The following is an 18,209-nucleotide window of genomic DNA, read 5'->3' as shown; positions in this document are numbered from 1 at the left end:
CGCACCTTTGATCATTTGCGCGCCCGCTCCCTCCGCAGCTGTGGACTATGGATTGTGCATAATATTCTCTCCCGAGAGCGTGGACCATGCATGGGCGATCGGACAAGGGGTGAAACGAACTGCTTACAGAACGGTGCCCTGTCGCAACAAAGCCCGACCGGCGCCCTTACCCGTTGCCGTTGCGCGCGAGGTCGCCCCTCAGCAGCGTCAGAATCGGCTGGCAGTGCTCGTACACCACGCGCGCGGCCTCTTCGGCGTCGCCGGCACGGGCCGCCTCCACCAGCGCGCGGTGTTCCCGCTGTGCCTGCGCCCGGCGGCCGGGCAGCCGGGTGCTGTCGGACGGAACGTGCAGAGCGTTGAGGGTCAGCAGCTCAGCCAACAGGGCGATGGCCCGCTGACGGCCGGACGCCCGGGCCAACGTGAGGTGCAGCTCGCGGTTGAGCAACGCATAGCGGTTGCCGACATCGGCGCGGTCCATCTTCCGGCAGATGGCATCGGCCTCGGCCAGCGTCGCCGCGTCCATCCGCGGCACGGCGTGGCGCAGGTTGTCCGGTTCGACGATGGCGATCAGCTCCTGCATCTCGATGCACTCCTCGAGAGTGAGCTTGCGGACGACGACACCGCGGTGCTCGTCGATCTGCACCAGGCCCTCCGTCGCCAGCGAGCGGAAGGCCTCGCGCACGGGTGTCGTGGACAGCTCCAGCTCAGCGGCGATCTCGACCTGACGCAGCCGATCGCCGGGCCGGATCTGCCCCAACATGATCTGCTCGCGGAGCACGTCGACCGCCCAGGACTGGGCGGTCTTGGCGGCCCGCGCGACGGTCGGCCTGGGTGGCGTGGCTATGACGGTCCCTCCCCGCACTTATGCACAATCCATAGTTTAGCCCCCCGGTCAGCATCAGAACAGGGCGAGCTGTCCTGGTAGGGGTTCCCGGCGGCGGGAACGCGGTGACCACATCCACGGCTGCGGAACCTGCACCTGGTCGTCCTCACCCGCCGGAGGAATGCCGCCGGTCAAGGCCCACAGCGACGGGCCGAGGAAGACCCCACGCTCCGCCAGGGCCCGCTTCATCCGGCCGAACGGCACCGGCAGGCGGACCGAGTCCAGCGCCGGCATCGGCAGATCGTCCCGCATCCGCATGAGCCGGCGATTGCGCTCCACCGCCTCGCGCATGGCCGGATCGGCCAGGGCGGCGCTGGCCGCGGAGCCCACGACGGCCCGCACCGCCTGCTCATCCCCGCCGTCCTGAGCCGCCCAGGCCGCATCGACCGTGCCGAACCCGGCCAGCAGCCGGGCGGCCGTGGCGGCGCCGAATCCCCGCACCCCGGGCAGGTTGTCCGACGGGTCGCCGCGCAGCGCCGCGAAGTCACGGTACTGCCAGGGTTCTACGCCGCAGAGCGCGGTGAGCGTCGTCGCCGTCATCAGCGTCGCCTCGTCGAGACCCCCGTTGCGCACCCGCAACACCGACGTGGACGCGTCGATGAGCGCGAACGAGTCCCGGTCGCTGGTGACCACCACGGACCGCCAGCCCGCGCGGCGGGCGTGGGCGGCGGCACTGGCGAGCACGTCGTCGGCTTCGTAGGACGTCGGCACGACCGTACCCAGCCCCGCCGCCCGGAGCAGCTCAGGTGCGACCAGCAACTGCTCGACGAGCTCGGCCGGTTTCTCCGCGCGGTGCGCCTTATAGCCGGAGAAGTCGTCCTTGCGGGCGGAATGCTCGGCGCAGTCAAACCCGATCAGGACGGCGTCCGGTCTGGTCCGCGCCGCGGCCCGGGCCACGAGGCTTACCAGTCCCCTGATGGCCCAGACAGGGCGCCCCTGCTTGTCGAGGATCTCCCCGAACGGCGCCGCGTGGTATGCCCGGTGCAGGAGGCTGTTGCCGTCCAGCACGAGCAGCAGCGGAGCGGAGGCGGGCAACACGGTGACAGCGTAATAGCACAGGCCTCGGGTCACAGTCAGGGTGACGGTGACGCTTCGCGTCGTACTCCCGCTTGTGCCTGTCATCGTCTCCCAGGGTGCTCCCGATCGTGTCGGCACGATTCGGCGACCCCGGACTGGTCAGCCTTGCCGCGCCGCTCCCACCAAACGAGGACGGCCACGAGGGCCATCAAGATGCCCTGGACGGCCCACAGGGCTATGTCCCATCGCGTCCCGTGAAACGGCAGGAAGGGTGCGCGTGCCGCTATGGTGATCATGAGGCATCCAAAGGCCACTCCCCAGGCGATGTTGGGTCCTTTCCTCGACCGCCGCCGCGGGTGATCCATGTCGGGAATGTACCCCGAGGGCTTCGCGATCCACTGCCAGTCCTCTCGCCGCCAGGGCTCCCGGAGTGGGCTTCCCGTTCCGGCCACCCCGAGTTGGTCCGGGCGGAGCGCCCCGCGCGGTTGCGCGCCGAACGGCGGATCGGAGATCGTGTTGGCCGTGGGCAGACATTCCGCCGCGAGGCCGGCGCAGGAGCCGAATGTGCGCCGGCGCCTGCCGTCGTTCCCGCGCGAGCCCGGACCGGTGGCACTCATCGCCATCGTGGTGCTCGTCATAGCGTGCGGCGCGTGGGCCTTGGTCGACGTCGGCCGCGCCAAAGGCCCAGCGGAACCGGTGACCGGCAACGGTGCGCCGACGGCCGCGTACGTCCCGACGGCGCCGCTGGAAGTCCCGCCGTCCGGCGCGGCGACCTCGGGCGCACCGCCGTCGCAGGCCGGCACGCCGAGCCCCGGGACCGACGGCGTCATAGGATCGCCGGCCAGGGCCCCGACCACCACGAAAGCGGCCGGTCCGGTTCCCACGACCGCCGCCCGGTCGCGCCCCACCGCGACCAGACCCACCCCGACCGAGCCCGGGACCACGCCCGCCACCGCGACCCTGGCGGGGACCTACTCACTCGACGTCGTCTGGACAGGGCGCTTCCAGGCGTCCGTGGTGCTCCACAACGACACCGCCAGCCAGCAGAGCTGGACCATCCTGCTCACCTACGGCAGCGGAATCACGGCAAACGCCGCGGCCTGGGTCGACGGCGCCCCGTCTCCCAAGGTCGGTCGGACCGGCAACAGCTGGACATTTACCGCGGGCGCCCCGCTGGCGGCGGGAAACGGCCAGACGCTACGGGTGCAGTTCGACATCTCAGACCAGAAGGCGCCCACTTCGGTGTCATGCACGGTCAACGGGCGCGCCTGCGTGATGTCCTGAGCACCTGCCGGTACTCGCGGGCCGGCGTGAACCCGGTGGACACACCAGGGATCGACGTCGCCGCGGTGGGCCGGACAACCTGTCCGGCCCACCGGGGCGGCTTCAGACAGCCTCCGGGGAGTTCTCGAAGGCGACGGTCAGTTCGTCGCCCTTGACGTCGATCCGGATCAGCGCGCCGTCGCGGACCTCCCGCTCCAGCAGCGCGCGGCCGACGCGCGTCTCTACCTCGCGGGCAATGAAGCGACGCAGTGGCCGCGCTCCGTACACCGGGTCGTAGCCACGCCTGGCGATGAACCGGCCGGCGTCCTCACTCAGCTCCAGGCGGATCCGCCTTTCGGCCAGCCGGGCGCGGACATCGGCGAACATGAGTTCGACGATGCGCTCGATCTCCGCCTGGGTCAGCGGCTTGAAGAGCACGATGTCGTCGACGCGGTTGAGGAACTCGGGACGGAAGTCCCCGCGTAGCTCGCCCAGCACCGCGTTGCGGGCGTCCTCCTTGATCTCACCGTCGGCGGTGACGCCGTCGAGAAGGTACGCCGACCCGATGTTGGAGGTCATGATGATCACGGTGTTGCGGAAGTCGACCGTGCGGCCCTGCGCGTCGGTGAGGCGGCCGTCGTCGAGGACCTGGAGCAGGGTGTTGAACACGTCCGTGTGCGCCTTCTCGATCTCGTCGAAGAGCACCACCGAGTACGGCTTTCGGCGCACCGCCTCGGTGAGCTGCCCGCCCTCCGCGTATCCGACGTAGCCGGGCGGCGCCCCGACGAGCCGGCTGACCGTGTGCCGCTCCTGGTACTCGCTCATATCGAGGCGGACGATGTTCTCCTCGGTGTCGAACAGCGCGGCGGCCAGCGCTCTGGCCAGCTCGGTCTTGCCGACCCCGGTCGGCCCGAGGAAGACGAACGACCCGATCGGCCGGCGCGGGTCCTTGATGCCGGACCGGGCGCGGATGATGGCGTCGGCCACCAGCTGCACGGCCTCGTCCTGCCCGATCACGCGCTCGTGGAGGATCTCGTCCAGCCGCAGCAGCTTCTCCCGCTCACCCTCCGCGAGGCGGCTGACGGGGATGCCGGTCCAGCGGGACACGATCCCGGCGATCTCCTCCTCGGTGACCACCTCGCGCAGCAGCCGCCTGCCGCCCTGCTTCGCCGACAGCCGTTGCTCCTCGGCCTCCAGCCGGCGCTCCAGCTCGGGCAGCCGGCCGTGGCGCAGTTCCGCGGCCTGGTTGAGGTCGTACCGGCGTTGGGCCTCGTCCGCCTCGTAGCGGACCTGCTCGATCTCCTGGCGCAGCTCCTGCACCCGCCTGAGCGCCTGGCGTTCGGCGTCCCACTGCGCGCGCAGCGCGTCGGCCTCCGCGCGCAGGTCGGCCAGCTCCTTGCGCAGCTGCTCCAACCGGACCCGGCTGGCCGGGTCGTCCTCCTTGGCAAGCGCCGCTTCCTCGATCTCCAGGCGGGTCACCCGACGGGTCAGCTCGTCCAGCTCGGCCGGCATCGAGTCGATCTCGGTACGCAGCATCGCGCACGCCTCGTCGACCAGGTCGATGGCCTTGTCGGGCAGGAACCGGTCGGAGATGTACCGGTGACTGAGCACCACGGCGGACACGAGCGCGTTGTCGGCGATCTTCACACCGTGGAACACCTCCAGGCGTTCGCGCAGCCCGCGCAGGATCGAGATGGCGTCCTCCTCGGAGGGTTCCTCCACGAGCACCGGCTGGAACCGGCGCTCCAACGCGGCGTCCTTTTCGATGTGCCTGCGGTACTCGTCGATGGTCGTCGCGCCGATCATGTGCAGCTCGCCCCGGGCGAGCATCGGCTTGAGCATGTTGCCCGCGTCCATCGAGCCCTCGGCCGCCCCGGCGCCGACGACCGTGTGCAGCTCGTCCACGAACAGCAGGATCCGACCCTCGGCGGCGCGCACCTCGCCCAGTACCGCCTTGAGCCGTTCCTCGAACTCGCCCCGGTACTTGGCGCCGGCGACCAGCGAACCCATGTCCAGCGCGAAGACGATCTTGTCGCGTAGCCCCTCGGGCACGTCGCCGCGGGTGATCCGCTGGGCCAGCCCTTCGACGATCGCGGTCTTCCCGACGCCCGGATCCCCGATGAGGACCGGGTTGTTCTTCGTCTTGCGGGACAGGATCTGCACCACACGCCGGATCTCGCTGTCGCGCCCGATGACCGGGTCAAGTTTTCCGGCGGCCGCGTCGGTGACCAGATCCCGGCCGTACTTGGCCAGCGCCTCGTACGCGACCTCCGGCATCGCGGAGGTGACCCGCTGGTTGCCGCGGATCCCGGTCAACGCCTCCAGGAAACGTTGGCGGGTCAGCCCTTCGGCCTGCAGCAGCCGCCCGGCGGCCGTTGCGGAGCCCTCGTCGAGCAGAGCGATCACCAGGTGCTCGACCGACACGTACTCGTCCTTGAGCCGCTTCGCTTCCCGCTCGGCGGCGTCGAACAACCGGGCCAGGCGCTGGGTCACGTAGACCTGGCCGGGTGCGGCGCCCGGTCCGCTGACCCGGGGGCGGCGGTCCAGCTCGTCCTCCAGTCGCGCGCGCAACTTGTCGGGATCGGTGCCGGCCGCGTCGAGCAGCCGGGGCACCAGGCCCTCGGGCTGGTCGAGCAGCGCGAGCAACAGGTGTTCCCCGTCGACCTCGGTGTGCCCGTAGCGCAGCCCCTTCGTCTGCGCGTCGTGCAGGGCCTCCTGCGACTTCTGGGTCAGGCGGTTCAGGTCCATGACCGGCCTCCGGCGGGTCTCTGTGGCGCCGTGCGCAGCTCGCGTTCCAGCTCGGTGACGCGGTCGAGCAGGTCGAGGACGAGCCCGATGGCGGCGTAGTTGAGGGCGAACGCGCTGCGCAGTCGCTGGATGCGGGCCGCGACTACGAGCTGCGCCGGCGGGAACCAGAGCCGGCCGGCCCGGTCGCGCTGCGGGTCGAGCAGCCCGAGTACCACGAGGTGGCGGACCACGTCCGGATGGAGCCGGGTCGCGCGGGCGAACGACTCGACGTCGCGGCACCCGGGATCCGGGCCGCGGCCGGCGAGCGTGGACGACGGGACGAGGGGATAGCTCACCGCTGCCTCCTGGGGTCGAACGTGGACACCGCGGCGAGCTGCTCGAACAACCGCCGCTCGTCGTCGGACGGCGTGGCGGGCACCATGATCTTGGCTTCGGCGTACAGGTCCCCGGGCCTACCCCGGGGGTGCGGCAGGCCCCGTCCGCGCAGCCGCAGCCGCCGCCCGGACGACGTGCCGGCCGGTACCTTCACCTTGGTCTCGCCACCCGGGGTGTCGATCGCGACCGACGCGCCGAGCGCCGCCTCCCAGGGCGTCAGGGGCAGGTCGACGGTGATGTCCCTGCCGTCGACCCGGTAGCGCGGGTGCGGCGCCAGGCGGACGACGAGGTAGAGGTCGCCCGGGGCGGCGCCGTCGGTACCCCGTCCACCCTGGCCGGCGAGCCGGATCCGCTGGCCGTCGGCGACCCCGGCCGGAATCGTGACGGCGAGGTCGCGCCCGTCGAGCGAGACCCGCCGGCGCCCGCCCCGGTATGCCTCGTCGACCGTGAGAGTGAGCTCCGCCTCCTGGTCGGCTCCCGCAATCGGGCCCCAGCCACGCCGGCCACGGCCGCCGAAGAAGCCACCGAGCAGGTCATCGAGACCGATATCGTCGGCGGAACCCGCGTCGAACCAGACGTCCGGACCGGAGCCTGGGCCGCCACCGCGCCGCGCGCCGGCGCCGGGTCGGGCACCGGGGCCCGCCCGGCCGCGCGCGGCCCAGGCCTGCGGGTCGACGCCCGCAGCGACCTGGCGGAAGCCGGGGCCGAACTGGTCGTACCGCTGGCGGGCGTCCGGGTCGGACAGCACGTCGTACGCCTCGGAGATCTCCTTGAACCGCTCTTCGGCGGCCGGCTCCTTGTTCATGTCCGGGTGGTACTGCCGCGCCAGCTTCCGGTAGGCCCGCTGGATCTCATCCCGGCTGGCGCTTCTCGCCACTCCCAGGGCTTCGTAGAAGTCGCGCCGGGCCGCCATCAGTCGCCCTTCGCCACGACCACGGCCGCCGGACGCAACAGGTGCTCGCCGGCCCCGTACCCCGGCCGTACCACCTGCACGACGGTGCCGGGCGACGTGTCCGGGACGGAGACGGCGGCCACCGCCTCGTGCCCGGCCGGGTCGAACCGCTCCCCCACGTCGGAACGCTGGGGGAACCCGAGCCGGGCCAGGATGTCGAGAGCCTGCTCCCGGACCGCCCGGACGCCTTCCACGATCGCGGACGGGTCGTCGGCCGCGTGCTCCAGGGCGAGATCGAGGTTGTCGACGACCGGCAGCCAGAGCCCCGCCACCCGGGCCCGCTCGGCGTCACGCTGGGTCGCCGACTCGCGGGCGACCCGCTTGCGCAGGTTGTCGAAGTCGGCGAGCGCGCGCCGCCACCGGTCCTCCAGCTCAGCGACGCGGGCCCGCAGCTCGCTGGCCTCGGCCGACTCCACGGTCGGCGGGTCGGTCGCCTGCTCGTCGGTCATCCCCCTCACCCCGCGCTGAACTCGGCATCGATGACGTCGTCGTCCTGAGCACCACCGGACTGGCCGCCCGGCTGGCCATCGGACGGCTCCCGGCGCGGCGGCGGGACGCCCGCCGCACCCAGGCTCTGGTAGACCTGCCGCAGCTCGCCGGTCAGCGACCGCAGGCGCTCCAGCGGCGCCTCCTCCTTGATGGCCTGGCGGGCGTCGGCGACGAGGGTCTCGGCCCGGGCCTTCTCGTGGACCGGCACCGCGTCACCCAGCTCGCCCAGCCGGTGCTCCACCTGGTAGGCGGCCGCGTCGAGCTCGTTGCGGGCGTCGATGAGCTGGCGCAGGCGGGTGTCGGCGTCCCGGTTCCGTTCCGCGTCGGCGACCATGCGCTCGATCTCGGAGGTGTCCAGGTTCGTCGTCTCGCTGATCGTGATGCGCTGCTCCGCGCCGGTGTCGGAGTCCCGGGCGGTGACGTTCAGGATGCCGTTGGTGTCGATGTCGAAGGTGACCTCGATCTGCGGTACCCCGCGCGGAGCCGGCCGGATGTTCTCCAGCCGGAACCGGCCCAGTACCCGGTTGTCGGCGGCCCGCTCGCGCTCGCCCTGCAGCACCACGATGTCGACGGCCGGCTGGTTGTCCTCGGCGGTGCTGAACACCTCGGTCCGGCGGGCCGGGATCGTCGTGTTGCGCTCGATGACCTTCGTCATCAGGCCGCCCATCGTCTCCACGCCCAGCGACAACGGGGTGACGTCCAGCAGCAGTACGTCCTTGACCTCGCCCTTGATGACCCCGGCCTGGATGGCGGCGCCGAGCGCGACCACCTCGTCCGGGTTGACCGTCATGTTCGGGTCCTTGCCGCCGGTCAGGCGGCGCACCAGCTGCTGCACGGCCGGGATCCGGGTCGACCCGCCGACCAGGATCACCTCGTCGATGTCGTTCGCGGTGACCTTCGCGTCGGTCATGGCCCGCTCGACCGGGCCGAGGCAGCGCTCGATCAGGTCCCGGGTGAGATCCTCGAACCTGGCCCGGGTCAGCGTCATGTTCAGGTGCTTGGGCCCGTTCGCGTCGGCCGTGATGAACGGCAGGTTCACGGTGGTCTGGCTGACCGAGGACAGCTCCACCTTCGCCCGCTCCGCCGCCTCGAACAACCGCTGCAACGCCTGCGGGTCGCGGCGCAGGTCGATACCGTCGGAGCGCTGGAACTCGTCGGCCAGGTGGTCGACGACGCGCCGGTCGAGGTCGTCCCCGCCCAGATGGGTGTCGCCGGCCGTCGCCCGCACCTCCACCACGCCGTCCCCGACGTCGAGGAGGCTCACGTCGAACGTCCCGCCGCCGAGGTCGAACACCAGAACCGTCTCGTGCTGGCGCTTGTCCAGCCCGTAGGCCAGGGCCGCCGCGGTCGGCTCATTGATGATCCGCAGCACGTCCAGCCCGGCGATGCGACCGGCGTCCTTGGTCGCCTGCCGCTGCGCGTCGTTGAAGTACGCCGGCACCGTGATGACCGCCTCGGTCACCTTCTCGCCCAGGTACTTCGAGGCATCCTCCACCAGCTTGCGCAGTACCAGCGCGGAGACCTCCTCCGGCGCGTAGAGCCTGTCGCGCACCTTGAACCGCACGGCACCGTCCGGCCCCGACACCACGTCGAAGGTGACCGCGTTGAGCTCACTGGCCACCTCGTCGTACCGCCGGCCGATAAAACGTTTCGCCGAGTAGATCGTCCCCTTCGGATTCAGGATCGACTGCCGGCGGGCGAGCTGGCCGACCAGCCGCTCCCCCGCCTCGGTGAACGCCACCACCGACGGCGTCGTCCTGGACCCTTCCGCGTTCGGGATGACCGCGGCCTGACCGCCCTCCATGGTGGCGATCACCGAATTCGTCGTGCCAAGGTCGATACCCACTGCCTTCGGCATGGTCATGCCCTCCACGTCAGGGTTTGAGGACGACCTTCTCGCAGTTGTCCTGCTTGTTCTTGAAGATGTCGAAGCCGTGTGCGGCCTCGTCGAGCGGCAGGGTGTGGGTGATGATCCGGGTCGGATCGATCTCGCCGCGCTCGATGCGCTGCAGCAGCGGCTTCATGTAGCGCTGCACGTGGCACTGGCCGGTACGCAGGGTCAGCGACCGGTTCATCCACGCGCCGGCGGGGAACTTGTCGATGAAACCGCCGTACACGCCGATCACGGAGACCACGCCGCCGCTGCGGCACGACAGGATCGCCTGGCGCAGCGCGTGCGGGCGGTCGGTCTCCGACCGGATGGCCTGCTTGACCCGGTCGTACGCGTGGATATGCGCGCTGCCGTGGGTGGCCTCCATACCGACCGCGTCGATGCACTTGTCCGGTCCCCGCCCACCGGTCAGTTCCAGCAGCCGGGACCGCACGTCGACCTCCTCGAAGTTCACCGGCGTGTGGCCGGCGCGTTCGGCCATCTGCAGCCGGTACGGCTCCTTGTCGATGGCGATGACCTTGGCTGCGCCGAGCACGCGGGCGCTGTCCATGGCGAACTGGCCGACCGGGCCGGCGCCCCACACCGCCACCACGTCGGACGGCTGGATGTCGCACATCTCCGCGCCCATGTAGCCGGTGGGCAGGATGTCGGACAGGAACAGCACCTGCTCGTCGGTCAGCTCCGACTCGATCTTCAACGGGCCGACATCGGCGAACGGCACCCGCGCGTACTGTGCCTGACCGCCGGCGAAGCCCCCGGTCAGATGCGAATAGCCGAAGATCCCGGCGAGCGGGTGGCCGAACATCTTCTCCGCGATCCCGGCGTTGGGATTGGAGTTCTCGCAGCAGGAGTACAACTCGGCGGCGCAGGCGGCGCACGCGCCGCACGCGATCGGGAACGGCACGACGACCCGGTCGCCGACCCGCAGCTTTTCCGCGGGTACCCCCGCGCCGACCTCGATCACCTCGCCCATGAACTCGTGGCCCATGACGTCGCCGTCCTGCATCGTGGGCACATACCCGTTGACCAGGTGCAGATCCGAGCCGCAGATCGCGGTTGAGGTGATCCGGACAATGGCGTCGCGGCTGTTGAGGATCTTCGGGTCCGGCACGTCACGGACCTCGACCTTGTTGCGGCCCGCCCAGGTGTTCGCCCTCACCGGTCCGATCCCTTCGCGCGTTCGGCGTCCGACAGCGGCTGCGCGGGACGCTGAGGGAACTCCTCGCGGGCCCGCTTGCCCCACGGGGCGCCGTCGGAACGGACCACCTCGCCGGTCTCCAGCACCTGCTTGAGCCGGCGCAGGTCGTCGTCGACCTGCTGGTGCGGTTCCTCGCCGAAGTACTTGGCAACCGCCTTGCCCACCGTGCCGCCCGGAATGTCGTACACCAGGACGACGCGCACCTCGGTGCTCACACCGTCCGGCGCGGGCACGAACCGGACCGTGCCGGCGTTCGGCACGTCCGCGTCATCAGTCGACCGCCATCCGATCTTCTCGCCCGGCACCTCGTCGACGATCTCCGCGTCCCACTCGACGTTCTTTCCGAACGGGGCACTGGCGACCCAGTGGCTCGTCCGGTCACCGGTGACGCGGACCTTCTCGAGATGCGCCATGAACGCCGGCAGGTTCTCCAGATCGCGCCAGAACGCGTAGACCTCCGGTACGGGTTTGCGGATGGTTGTCGTGGCCGTCAGTTCCATGGGTCCTCCTCGGTGCCTGCCCCACGCCGCAGAGCCGATCTTTCTCGCCAAGGTGACGCCCCAGCGGCGCTGCCAGCTGTGCCACGCCCGGACCGAGACCCATCCAGCCAAGCCTCCGCCCTCGCCGCTGTCTCTCGTCCGGCCTGACCTGACTGCTCTCGAGCTGCCGGTCGAGTAACGGGTGGCCTCCGTATCAGATCGATTCCAGTCCACGGCGACCCGGGAGTGCCGCTGACCCAAGCCGGTTACCCACCGGGAACCCACCTAACCGCACCAACGACCGCAACATGGAGACTGCACCGCCGGACCCGGGACGATCGCGCGTGGGCACTCATCGGGCGGAGGTGCAGCCGTTGGGCCGACCCGGCCGCCTGGTGATGATCCTTGCTTCGATCCTGCTGTTCACGGTCGGCGCGAACATGTTCACGCCGTGAGGACCGATACCGAAGCCCGCGCAAGCAGCGCAACGGCACTCCACCTGAACCACCCGATGGTGATCGTCGCAGTGTCAGTCGGCGGTCGCCGGGGTGGACGCGCGGACCACGAGTTCGGCGGCGATCCGCACACGGGCGGGCGTGCGGCTCTCGCGTGGCTGCGCCACCAGCGCGACGGTGCGGGTCGCGTCGGTCGGCGTCTGCGGCTCGGACGTGCACTACTTCGAGCACGGCTGGATCGGGACGCACGTGGCCATCGTCGACGTCAACGACGACCGGCTGCGCCTGGCCACCGAACTGGGCATCGACCAGGCGATCGACGCGCGTACGCGGCCGGACCTGGCCGCCGTCGAGCCGGACCTACTCCTGGAGTGCACCGGCGCCGAGGCGGTGGTCCGGTCGGCGATCGCGGCGCTGCGACCGGCCGGGACGGCGATGCTCGTCGGCATGGGCGCGCACGCCGACGCCCCGCTACCGGTGGCCGCGATCCAGGCCCGGGAGCTGACCGTCACGTACGTTCCGCACCTCATGCGGCCCGACGAGGGGCCCGAGCCGCCGATCTTCGACCGGTTCCGCCAGCTCATCAGCCCGGTCGCGCCGACCCGGCTGGCGCGGGCGGGCTTCTACGCCGCGGCCCCGGCCTGGCGCTGGCCGTCGCCACCGGCGACCAGCGCCTGTACGTGAAGGTGCTGCACACGATCGGCGTCGTCCCACCCTCGACGACGTAACCCGGCCAACACCTTCTCATTGCAAGCTCTCAATCTACGGCAACACGGGCGCGAAGACCCATCGCAGAATCCAGGGCACGGACCACAAGGTCCGCGCCCTGAGCCGTTTACGGGTCCGGCTGCTTCTTGACGCCCCGCGAGCGCTCTGCATACGATCGCCCGGGAATTGAAACGGTTCATGGCCTACGCCACCACCACCCGAGGACGGAACGCTCATGACCATCCCCGACGCCGTCGCGGAGCTGTTGGATCGATCCAACCGGCTCGGCGCCGACCGGCGCAACACCAACTACGCCGGGGGCAACACCTCCGCGAAGGGCACGGCGACCGACCCGGTCACCGGCGAGCCGACCGAGCTGGTGTGGGTCAAGGGCTCCGGCGGCGACCTCGGCACCCTGACCGAGGCCGGCCTCGCGGTGCTCCGCCTGGACCGGCTGCGGGACCTGGCCGGCGTCTACCCCGGCGAGGACCGGGAGGACGAGATGGTGGCGGCGTTCGACTACTGCCTGCACGGGCGTGGCGGGGCGGCGCCGTCGATCGACACCGCGATGCACGGGCTCGTCGACGCCCCGCACGTCGACCACCTGCACCCCGACTCCGGCATCGCGCTGGCCACGGCGGCCGACGGCGAGGAGCTGACCCGCCGGTGCTTCGGCGACCGCGTGGTGTGGGTCCCGTGGCGGCGCCCGGGCTTCCAGCTCGGCCTGGACATCGCGGCGATCCAAGCGGCGAACCCGCAGGCGGTCGGCGCCATCCTCGGCGGGCACGGGATCACGGCATGGGGCGCGACGAGCGCCGAGTGCGAGGCGAACTCGCTCGACATCATCCGTACCGCGGAAAGGTTTTTGATCGAGACCGGGTCGGCGGAGCCGTTCGGGCCGGTGGTCGCGGGCTTCGAGGCGCTGCCGGAGGAGGCGCGCCGGGCGCGGGCGGCCGAACTCGCTCCGCTGCTGCGCGGGCTGGCATCGGCCGACCGGCCGCAGGTCGGGCACTTCACCGACGCCGACGTCGTGCTGGACTTCCTCGCCCGCGCCGAGCACCCCCGGCTGGCCGCGCTGGGCACCTCGTGCCCCGACCACTTCCTGCGCACGAAGGTCCGCCCGATGGTGCTGGACCTGCCGGCGACCGCGTCCCGCGAAGACGTGACCGCGCGCCTGAAGGAGCTGCACGAGCAGTACCGGGCCGACTACGCGGCGTACTACGAGCGGCACGCCACCCCGGACAGCCCGCCGATGCGCGGCGCCGACCCCGCGATCATCCTCGTCCCGGGCGTGGGCATGTTCAGCTACGGCGCGAACAAGCAGACCGCCCGCGTCGCCGGCGAGTTCTACGTCAACGCCATCAACGTCATGCGTGGCGCCGAGGCGGTGTCGACCTACGCCCCGATCGACGAGTCCGAGAAATTCCGCATCGAGTACTGGGCGCTGGAGGAGGCCAAGCTGCGGCGCATGCCGAAGCCGAAGCCGCTCGCGACCCGGGTCGCGCTGGTCACGGGCGGCGGGTCGGGCATCGGCCGGGCCATCGCGCACCGACTGGCCGCCGTGGGCGCCTGCGTGGTCGTGGCCGATCGGGACGCGGGGGCCGCGGAGAAGGTCGCCGCCGAGCTGGGCGGCTCCGACGTCGCGGTCGCCGTCGCGGTGGACGTGACCGACGCGGCGCAGGTCGCGGCCGCCGTCGCGGCGGCGTCGCTGGCGTTCGGCGGCGTCGACCTGGTCGTCAACAACGCCGGCCTGTCCATCTCCAAGCCACTGCTGGAGACCACCGAGCAGGACTGGGACCTGCAGCACGACGTCATGGCCAAGGGTTCGTTCCTGGTCTCGCGCGAGAGCGCCCGCGCCATGGTCGCGCAGGGCATGGGCGGCGACATCGTCTACATCTCCAGCAAGAACTCCGTCTTCGCCGGCCCCAACAACGTCGCGTACGGCGCGACGAAGGCCGACCAGGCCCACCAGGTCCGGCTGCTCGCCGCCGAACTGGGCGCGCACGGCATCCGCGTGAACGGGGTCAACCCGGACGGCGTGGTCCGCGGTTCGGGAATCTTCGCCGGCGGCTGGGGCGCCCAGCGCGCCGCGGTCTACGGCGTCCCCGAGAAGGAGCTGGGCGCGTACTACGCCCAGCGCACCATCCTCAAGCGCGAGGTGCTGCCCGAGCACGTCGCCAACGCCGTGTACGCGCTGACCGCCGGCGACCTGTCGCACACCACCGGCCTGCACATCCCGGTCGACGCGGGCGTGGCGGCCGCGTTCCTGCGATGAGCGCCTACGTCGCGGTCGACCTCGGCGCGTCCAGCGGCCGGGTGATCGTCGGCGCGGTGGACGGGAACCGGGTCGAGCTGACCGAGGTGCACCGGTTCGCCAACGAGCCGGTCGAGCTGCCCGACGGGCTGCACTGGGACGTGCTCGGCCTGTACAAGGAGGTGCTGGCCGGGCTGCGCGCCGCGGAGCCGCACCGGCCCCGGTCGGCCGGCATCGACTCGTGGGCCGTCGACTACGGCCTGCTCGACGCCGGCGGCGCGCTGCTGGGGCTGCCGTACCACTACCGCGACCGGCGCACCGGGGACCGCGTCGACCCGCTCGACCCGGCCGAGATGTACCGCCGCACCGGCCTCGCCCAGCAGCCGTTCAACACGCTCTACCAGCTGCGCGCCGACGATCCCGCCCGGCTCGCGGCGGCCGGCGGCATGCTCATGCTGCCGGACCTCTTCGCGTACTGGCTGACCGGCGAGCGGGGCGCGGAGCGCACCAACGCGTCCACGACGCAGCTGTACAACGCGATCGCCCGGGACTGGGACGACAAGCTGATCGCCGCCGCCGGCCTGCCCCGGCACCTGTTCGCGCGGCTGCGCGACCCGGGCACGGTGATCGGCCCGCTGCGCGCCGCGACCGGCCTGGACGGCACGCTCGTGGCAGTCGGGTCGCACGACACGGCCTCCGCCGTGGCGGCGGTGCCGGCAACGGGCGACCGGTTCGCCTACATCTCGTGTGGCACCTGGTCGCTCGTCGGCGTGGAGCTCCCGTCGCCCGTGCTGACTGAAGCCTCGCGGGCGGCCGGGTTCACGAACGAGGCCGGGCTGGACGGCACGATCCGCTACCTGCGCAACGTCATGGGACTGTGGCTGCTGCAGGAGTGCCAGCGCGCCTGGCGGGCCGTCGGTCTGTCGGCCGAGACGGCCGACCTGGTCGCCGCCGCGTACACCGCGCCGCCGTTCGTGAGCGTCGTCAACCCGGACGACCCGACCTTCCTGCCGGCCGGCGACATGCCGGCACGCATCGACGCGTACTGCCGGCGCACCGACCAGCCCGTGCCGGCCTCGCCCGCGGCGTACGCCCGGTGTGTGTTCGACAGCCTGGCCGTCGCCCACCGGGCCGCGGTGCGCGGGGCGGCGGAGCTGTCCGGGCGCGACGTCGACCAGGTGCACATCGTGGGCGGCGGGTCGCGCAACGACCTGTTGTGCCAGCTCACCGCCGACGCGTGCGGCCTGCCCGTGGTCGCCGGGCCAGTGGAGGCGACGGCGCTCGGTAATGTGCTCGTGCAGGCGGGCGCGGACGGCGGCCCGCGCGACCTGGCGAGCCTGCGGGCCGTGGTCCGGGCGTCGCAGCCGACCCGCCGGTTCGAACCGGACCGGGCGGCGGCCAAGGCCTGGGACGCGGCCGCGGCGCGGATCGGAGTGAGGTGAGGCGATGCGGGTCGCGCTGTTCGTCACCTGCCTGAACGACACGCTGTTCCCGGAGGCCGGCAAGGCCACGGTGACGGTGCTGGAGCGTCTCGGTGTCGAGGTGGACTTCCCGGCGGCGCAGACCTGCTGCGGCCAGATGCACTTCAACTCGGGGTACCGCCGCGAGTGCGTCCCCCTGGCGCGCGGCTTCGCCGAAACCTTTGCCGGGTACGAGGCGGTGGTCACGCCGTCGGCGTCGTGCGCCTCGATGGTGCGCCACTTCCACCAGGTCGTCGATCCGGCGGTCGCCACCCCGCCGACCTATGAGTTCACCGAGTTCCTCGTCGACGTGCTCGGCGTGACGGACGTGGGCGCGGTGTTCCCCCACCGGGTGGCGCTGCACGAGACCTGCCACTCGCTGCGCCTGCTGAAGGTCGGCGACCGGCCCCACCGGCTGCTGCGCGCTGTCGACGGGCTGACCCTGGTCGACCTGGCCAGCCCACGGGAGTGCTGCGGCTTCGGCGGTACGTTCAGCGTGAAGAACCCGGAGACGTCCGTCGCCATGGGCGAGGACAAGGTCGCCGACGTGGCCAGCAGCGGCGCCGACGTGCTGACCAGCACCGACACGTCCTGCCTCATGCACATCGGTGGCCTGATGTCGCGTTCTGCCTCGCCGGTGAGGACCATGCACCTCGCTGAGATCCTGGCCTCGACATGAGCGAGCGTCAGCGAGCGAATCATCAGCTCAGGTCTGACTCATGCCGGCGCCGGAGCGCAGCGGAGGTGACGGCATGAGCACGCCGACGTTTCTCGGCATGCCGCCGTTCCCGGAGGCGGCCCGGGTGGCATTGCGGGACGCCCAGCTGCGGGCGAACCTGGACCGCGCCACGACGACGATCCGGGACCGGCGCCTGCGTGCCATCGCCGAGATGCCCGACTGGGAGGCGTTGCGCGAGGCCGGTGCGGCCATCAAGGACGACGTCCTGGCCCGGCTGCCCGAGCTGCTCACCCACCTCGAACAGAAGGTCACGGAGGCCGGCGGGGTGGTCCACTGGGCCCGCGACGCCGCCGAGGCCAACGCGATCGTCACGCGGATCGCCAAGCAGCACGAGGTCGACGAGATCGTCAAGGTCAAGTCGATGGCGACCCAGGAGATCGAGCTCAACGCCGCCCTCGAGCGCGAGGGCATCGACGTCTGGGAGACCGACCTCGCCGAGCTGATCGTCCAGCTCGGCCACGACCTGCCGTCGCACATCCTCGTGCCGGCCATCCACCGCAACCGCGCCGAGATCCGCGACATCTTCGTCCGCGAGATGGGCGCGGTCGGCCGCCCCGCGCCCGAGGGCATCGGCGACGCGCCGGCCGAGCTGGCCGAGGCCGCCCGGCTGCACCTGCGGGAGAAGTTCCTGCGTGCCCGTATGGCCGTCTCCGGCGGCAACTTCGCCATCGCCGAGACCGGCTCGATTGTGGTGTTGGAGTCCGAGGGCAACGGCCGCATGTGCCTGACCCTGCCCGAGGTGCTCGTCACCGTCCTGGGCATCGAGAAGCTCCTGCCGACGTGGCGGGACCTGGAGGTCTTCCTCCAACTGCTGCCGCGCTCCTCCACGGCCGAGCGGATGAACCCGTACACGTCCGTGTGGACCGGCGTGACGCCCGGCGACGGCCCGCGGGAGTTCCACCTCATCCTGCTCGACAACGGCCGCACCGACACGCTCGTCGACCCGGTCGGCCGCCAGGCGCTGCGCTGCATCCGCTGCTCCGCGTGCCTGAACGTGTGCCCCGTCTACGAACGCACGGGCGGCAAGGCCTACGGCTCGGCATACCCGGGCCCGATCGGCGCGATCCTCACCCCGCAGCTGCGCGGCATCAACCGCCACCCGGTCGACGAGCAGACCGCGTCCCTGCCGTTCGCGTCGAGCCTGTGTGGCGCCTGCTTCGAGGCGTGCCCGGTCCGCATCGACATCCCGGAGGTGCTGGTCCACCTGCGCGCCAAGGTCGTCGAAGGGCAGCGCGGCCACCGCGGCGAACGCGCCGTCATGGCCGTCGCCGCCGCCACGTTCGCCTCGGCGGGCCGCC

At 71.5% G+C, this 18,209-nt stretch carries 15 protein-coding genes; 6 read left to right on the top strand and 9 right to left on the bottom strand.

The window, feature by feature from the left end:
* Positions 1–166: 166 nt before the first annotated feature.
* Positions 167–778 (bottom strand): GntR family transcriptional regulator, encoded by a 612-nt coding sequence (locus ABD211_RS00560; protein WP_344125008.1) that lies wholly within the window; start codon positions 776–778, stop codon positions 167–169.
* A gap of 120 nt (positions 779–898) precedes the next feature.
* The gene (locus ABD211_RS00555) at positions 899–1,921 is read right to left on the bottom strand and encodes a 5'-3' exonuclease (RefSeq protein ID WP_344125007.1); all 1,023 of its coding nucleotides are present in this window, start codon (positions 1,919–1,921) and stop codon (positions 899–901) included.
* Between the two features lie 543 nt (positions 1,922–2,464).
* On the opposite strand from ABD211_RS00555, the gene ABD211_RS00550 reads away from it, so the two are divergent.
* Complete coding sequence (locus ABD211_RS00550) at positions 2,465–3,184, top strand: hypothetical protein (protein ID WP_344125006.1); 720 nt, start codon at positions 2,465–2,467, stop codon at positions 3,182–3,184.
* Between the two features lie 102 nt (positions 3,185–3,286).
* Here the strand turns inward: ABD211_RS00550 and clpB are convergent, their stop codons facing one another.
* The 7 genes from clpB to ABD211_RS00515 are packed head-to-tail and all read right to left on the bottom strand — an operon-like array spanning position 3,287 to position 11,316.
* Positions 3,287–5,911: an ATP-dependent chaperone ClpB gene (gene clpB, locus ABD211_RS00545; RefSeq protein WP_344125005.1), complete on the bottom strand. Its 2,625-nt coding sequence runs from the start codon at positions 5,909–5,911 to the stop codon at positions 3,287–3,289.
* Positions 5,902–6,246 (bottom strand): chaperone modulator CbpM, encoded by a 345-nt coding sequence (locus ABD211_RS00540; protein WP_344125004.1) that lies wholly within the window; start codon positions 6,244–6,246, stop codon positions 5,902–5,904. The genes clpB and ABD211_RS00540 overlap by 10 nt, the downstream gene beginning before the upstream one ends.
* Complete coding sequence (locus ABD211_RS00535) at positions 6,243–7,199, bottom strand: DnaJ C-terminal domain-containing protein (protein ID WP_344125003.1); 957 nt, start codon at positions 7,197–7,199, stop codon at positions 6,243–6,245. Before ABD211_RS00535 ends, ABD211_RS00540 begins: the two co-directional genes overlap by 4 nt.
* Entirely contained in the window at positions 7,199–7,687 is a 489-nt protein-coding gene (locus ABD211_RS00530; RefSeq protein ID WP_344125002.1) for a nucleotide exchange factor GrpE, read from the bottom strand. The genes ABD211_RS00535 and ABD211_RS00530 overlap by 1 nt, the downstream gene beginning before the upstream one ends.
* A gap of 5 nt (positions 7,688–7,692) precedes the next feature.
* Positions 7,693–9,585, bottom strand: coding sequence for a molecular chaperone DnaK (dnaK, locus tag ABD211_RS00525; protein ID WP_344125377.1), 1,893 nt, complete (start codon positions 9,583–9,585; stop codon positions 7,693–7,695).
* A 16-nt stretch (positions 9,586–9,601) separates the two neighbouring features.
* Positions 9,602–10,777 carry a zinc-dependent alcohol dehydrogenase gene (locus tag ABD211_RS00520; RefSeq protein WP_344125001.1) on the bottom strand — a complete coding sequence of 392 codons (1,176 nt, stop codon included), beginning with the start codon at positions 10,775–10,777 and terminating at the stop codon, positions 9,602–9,604.
* Entirely contained in the window at positions 10,774–11,316 is a 543-nt protein-coding gene (locus ABD211_RS00515) for an SRPBCC family protein (protein ID WP_344125000.1), read from the bottom strand. Before ABD211_RS00515 ends, ABD211_RS00520 begins: the two co-directional genes overlap by 4 nt.
* A gap of 575 nt (positions 11,317–11,891) precedes the next feature.
* Between ABD211_RS00515 and ABD211_RS00510 the strand changes: the two genes are divergently transcribed.
* From ABD211_RS00510 to ABD211_RS00490, 5 genes are all read left to right on the top strand, one after another.
* Positions 11,892–12,434, top strand: a complete 543-nt coding sequence (locus tag ABD211_RS00510; protein ID WP_344124999.1) for a zinc-binding dehydrogenase — start codon at positions 11,892–11,894, stop codon at positions 12,432–12,434.
* Positions 12,435–12,693: 259 nt separating this feature from the next.
* Complete coding sequence (locus tag ABD211_RS00505) at positions 12,694–14,733, top strand: bifunctional aldolase/short-chain dehydrogenase (RefSeq protein WP_344124997.1); 2,040 nt, start codon at positions 12,694–12,696, stop codon at positions 14,731–14,733.
* Positions 14,730–16,154: a rhamnulokinase gene (locus ABD211_RS00500; protein ID WP_344124996.1), complete on the top strand. Its 1,425-nt coding sequence runs from the start codon at positions 14,730–14,732 to the stop codon at positions 16,152–16,154. Before ABD211_RS00505 ends, ABD211_RS00500 begins: the two co-directional genes overlap by 4 nt.
* Before the next feature lie 4 nt (positions 16,155–16,158).
* The gene (locus ABD211_RS00495) at positions 16,159–16,851 is read left to right on the top strand and encodes a (Fe-S)-binding protein (RefSeq protein ID WP_344124995.1); all 693 of its coding nucleotides are present in this window, start codon (positions 16,159–16,161) and stop codon (positions 16,849–16,851) included.
* Between the two features lie 73 nt (positions 16,852–16,924).
* Positions 16,925–18,209, top strand: a 1,285-nt coding sequence (locus tag ABD211_RS00490) for a lactate utilization protein B (protein WP_344124994.1), incomplete at its 3' end; no start/stop codon positions are given.

The organism is Luedemannella flava (genome assembly GCF_039528515.1).
Taxonomy (GTDB): domain Bacteria; phylum Actinomycetota; class Actinomycetes; order Mycobacteriales; family Micromonosporaceae; genus Luedemannella; species Luedemannella flava.
This window is presented reverse-complemented; position numbering and strand designations above follow the sequence as displayed.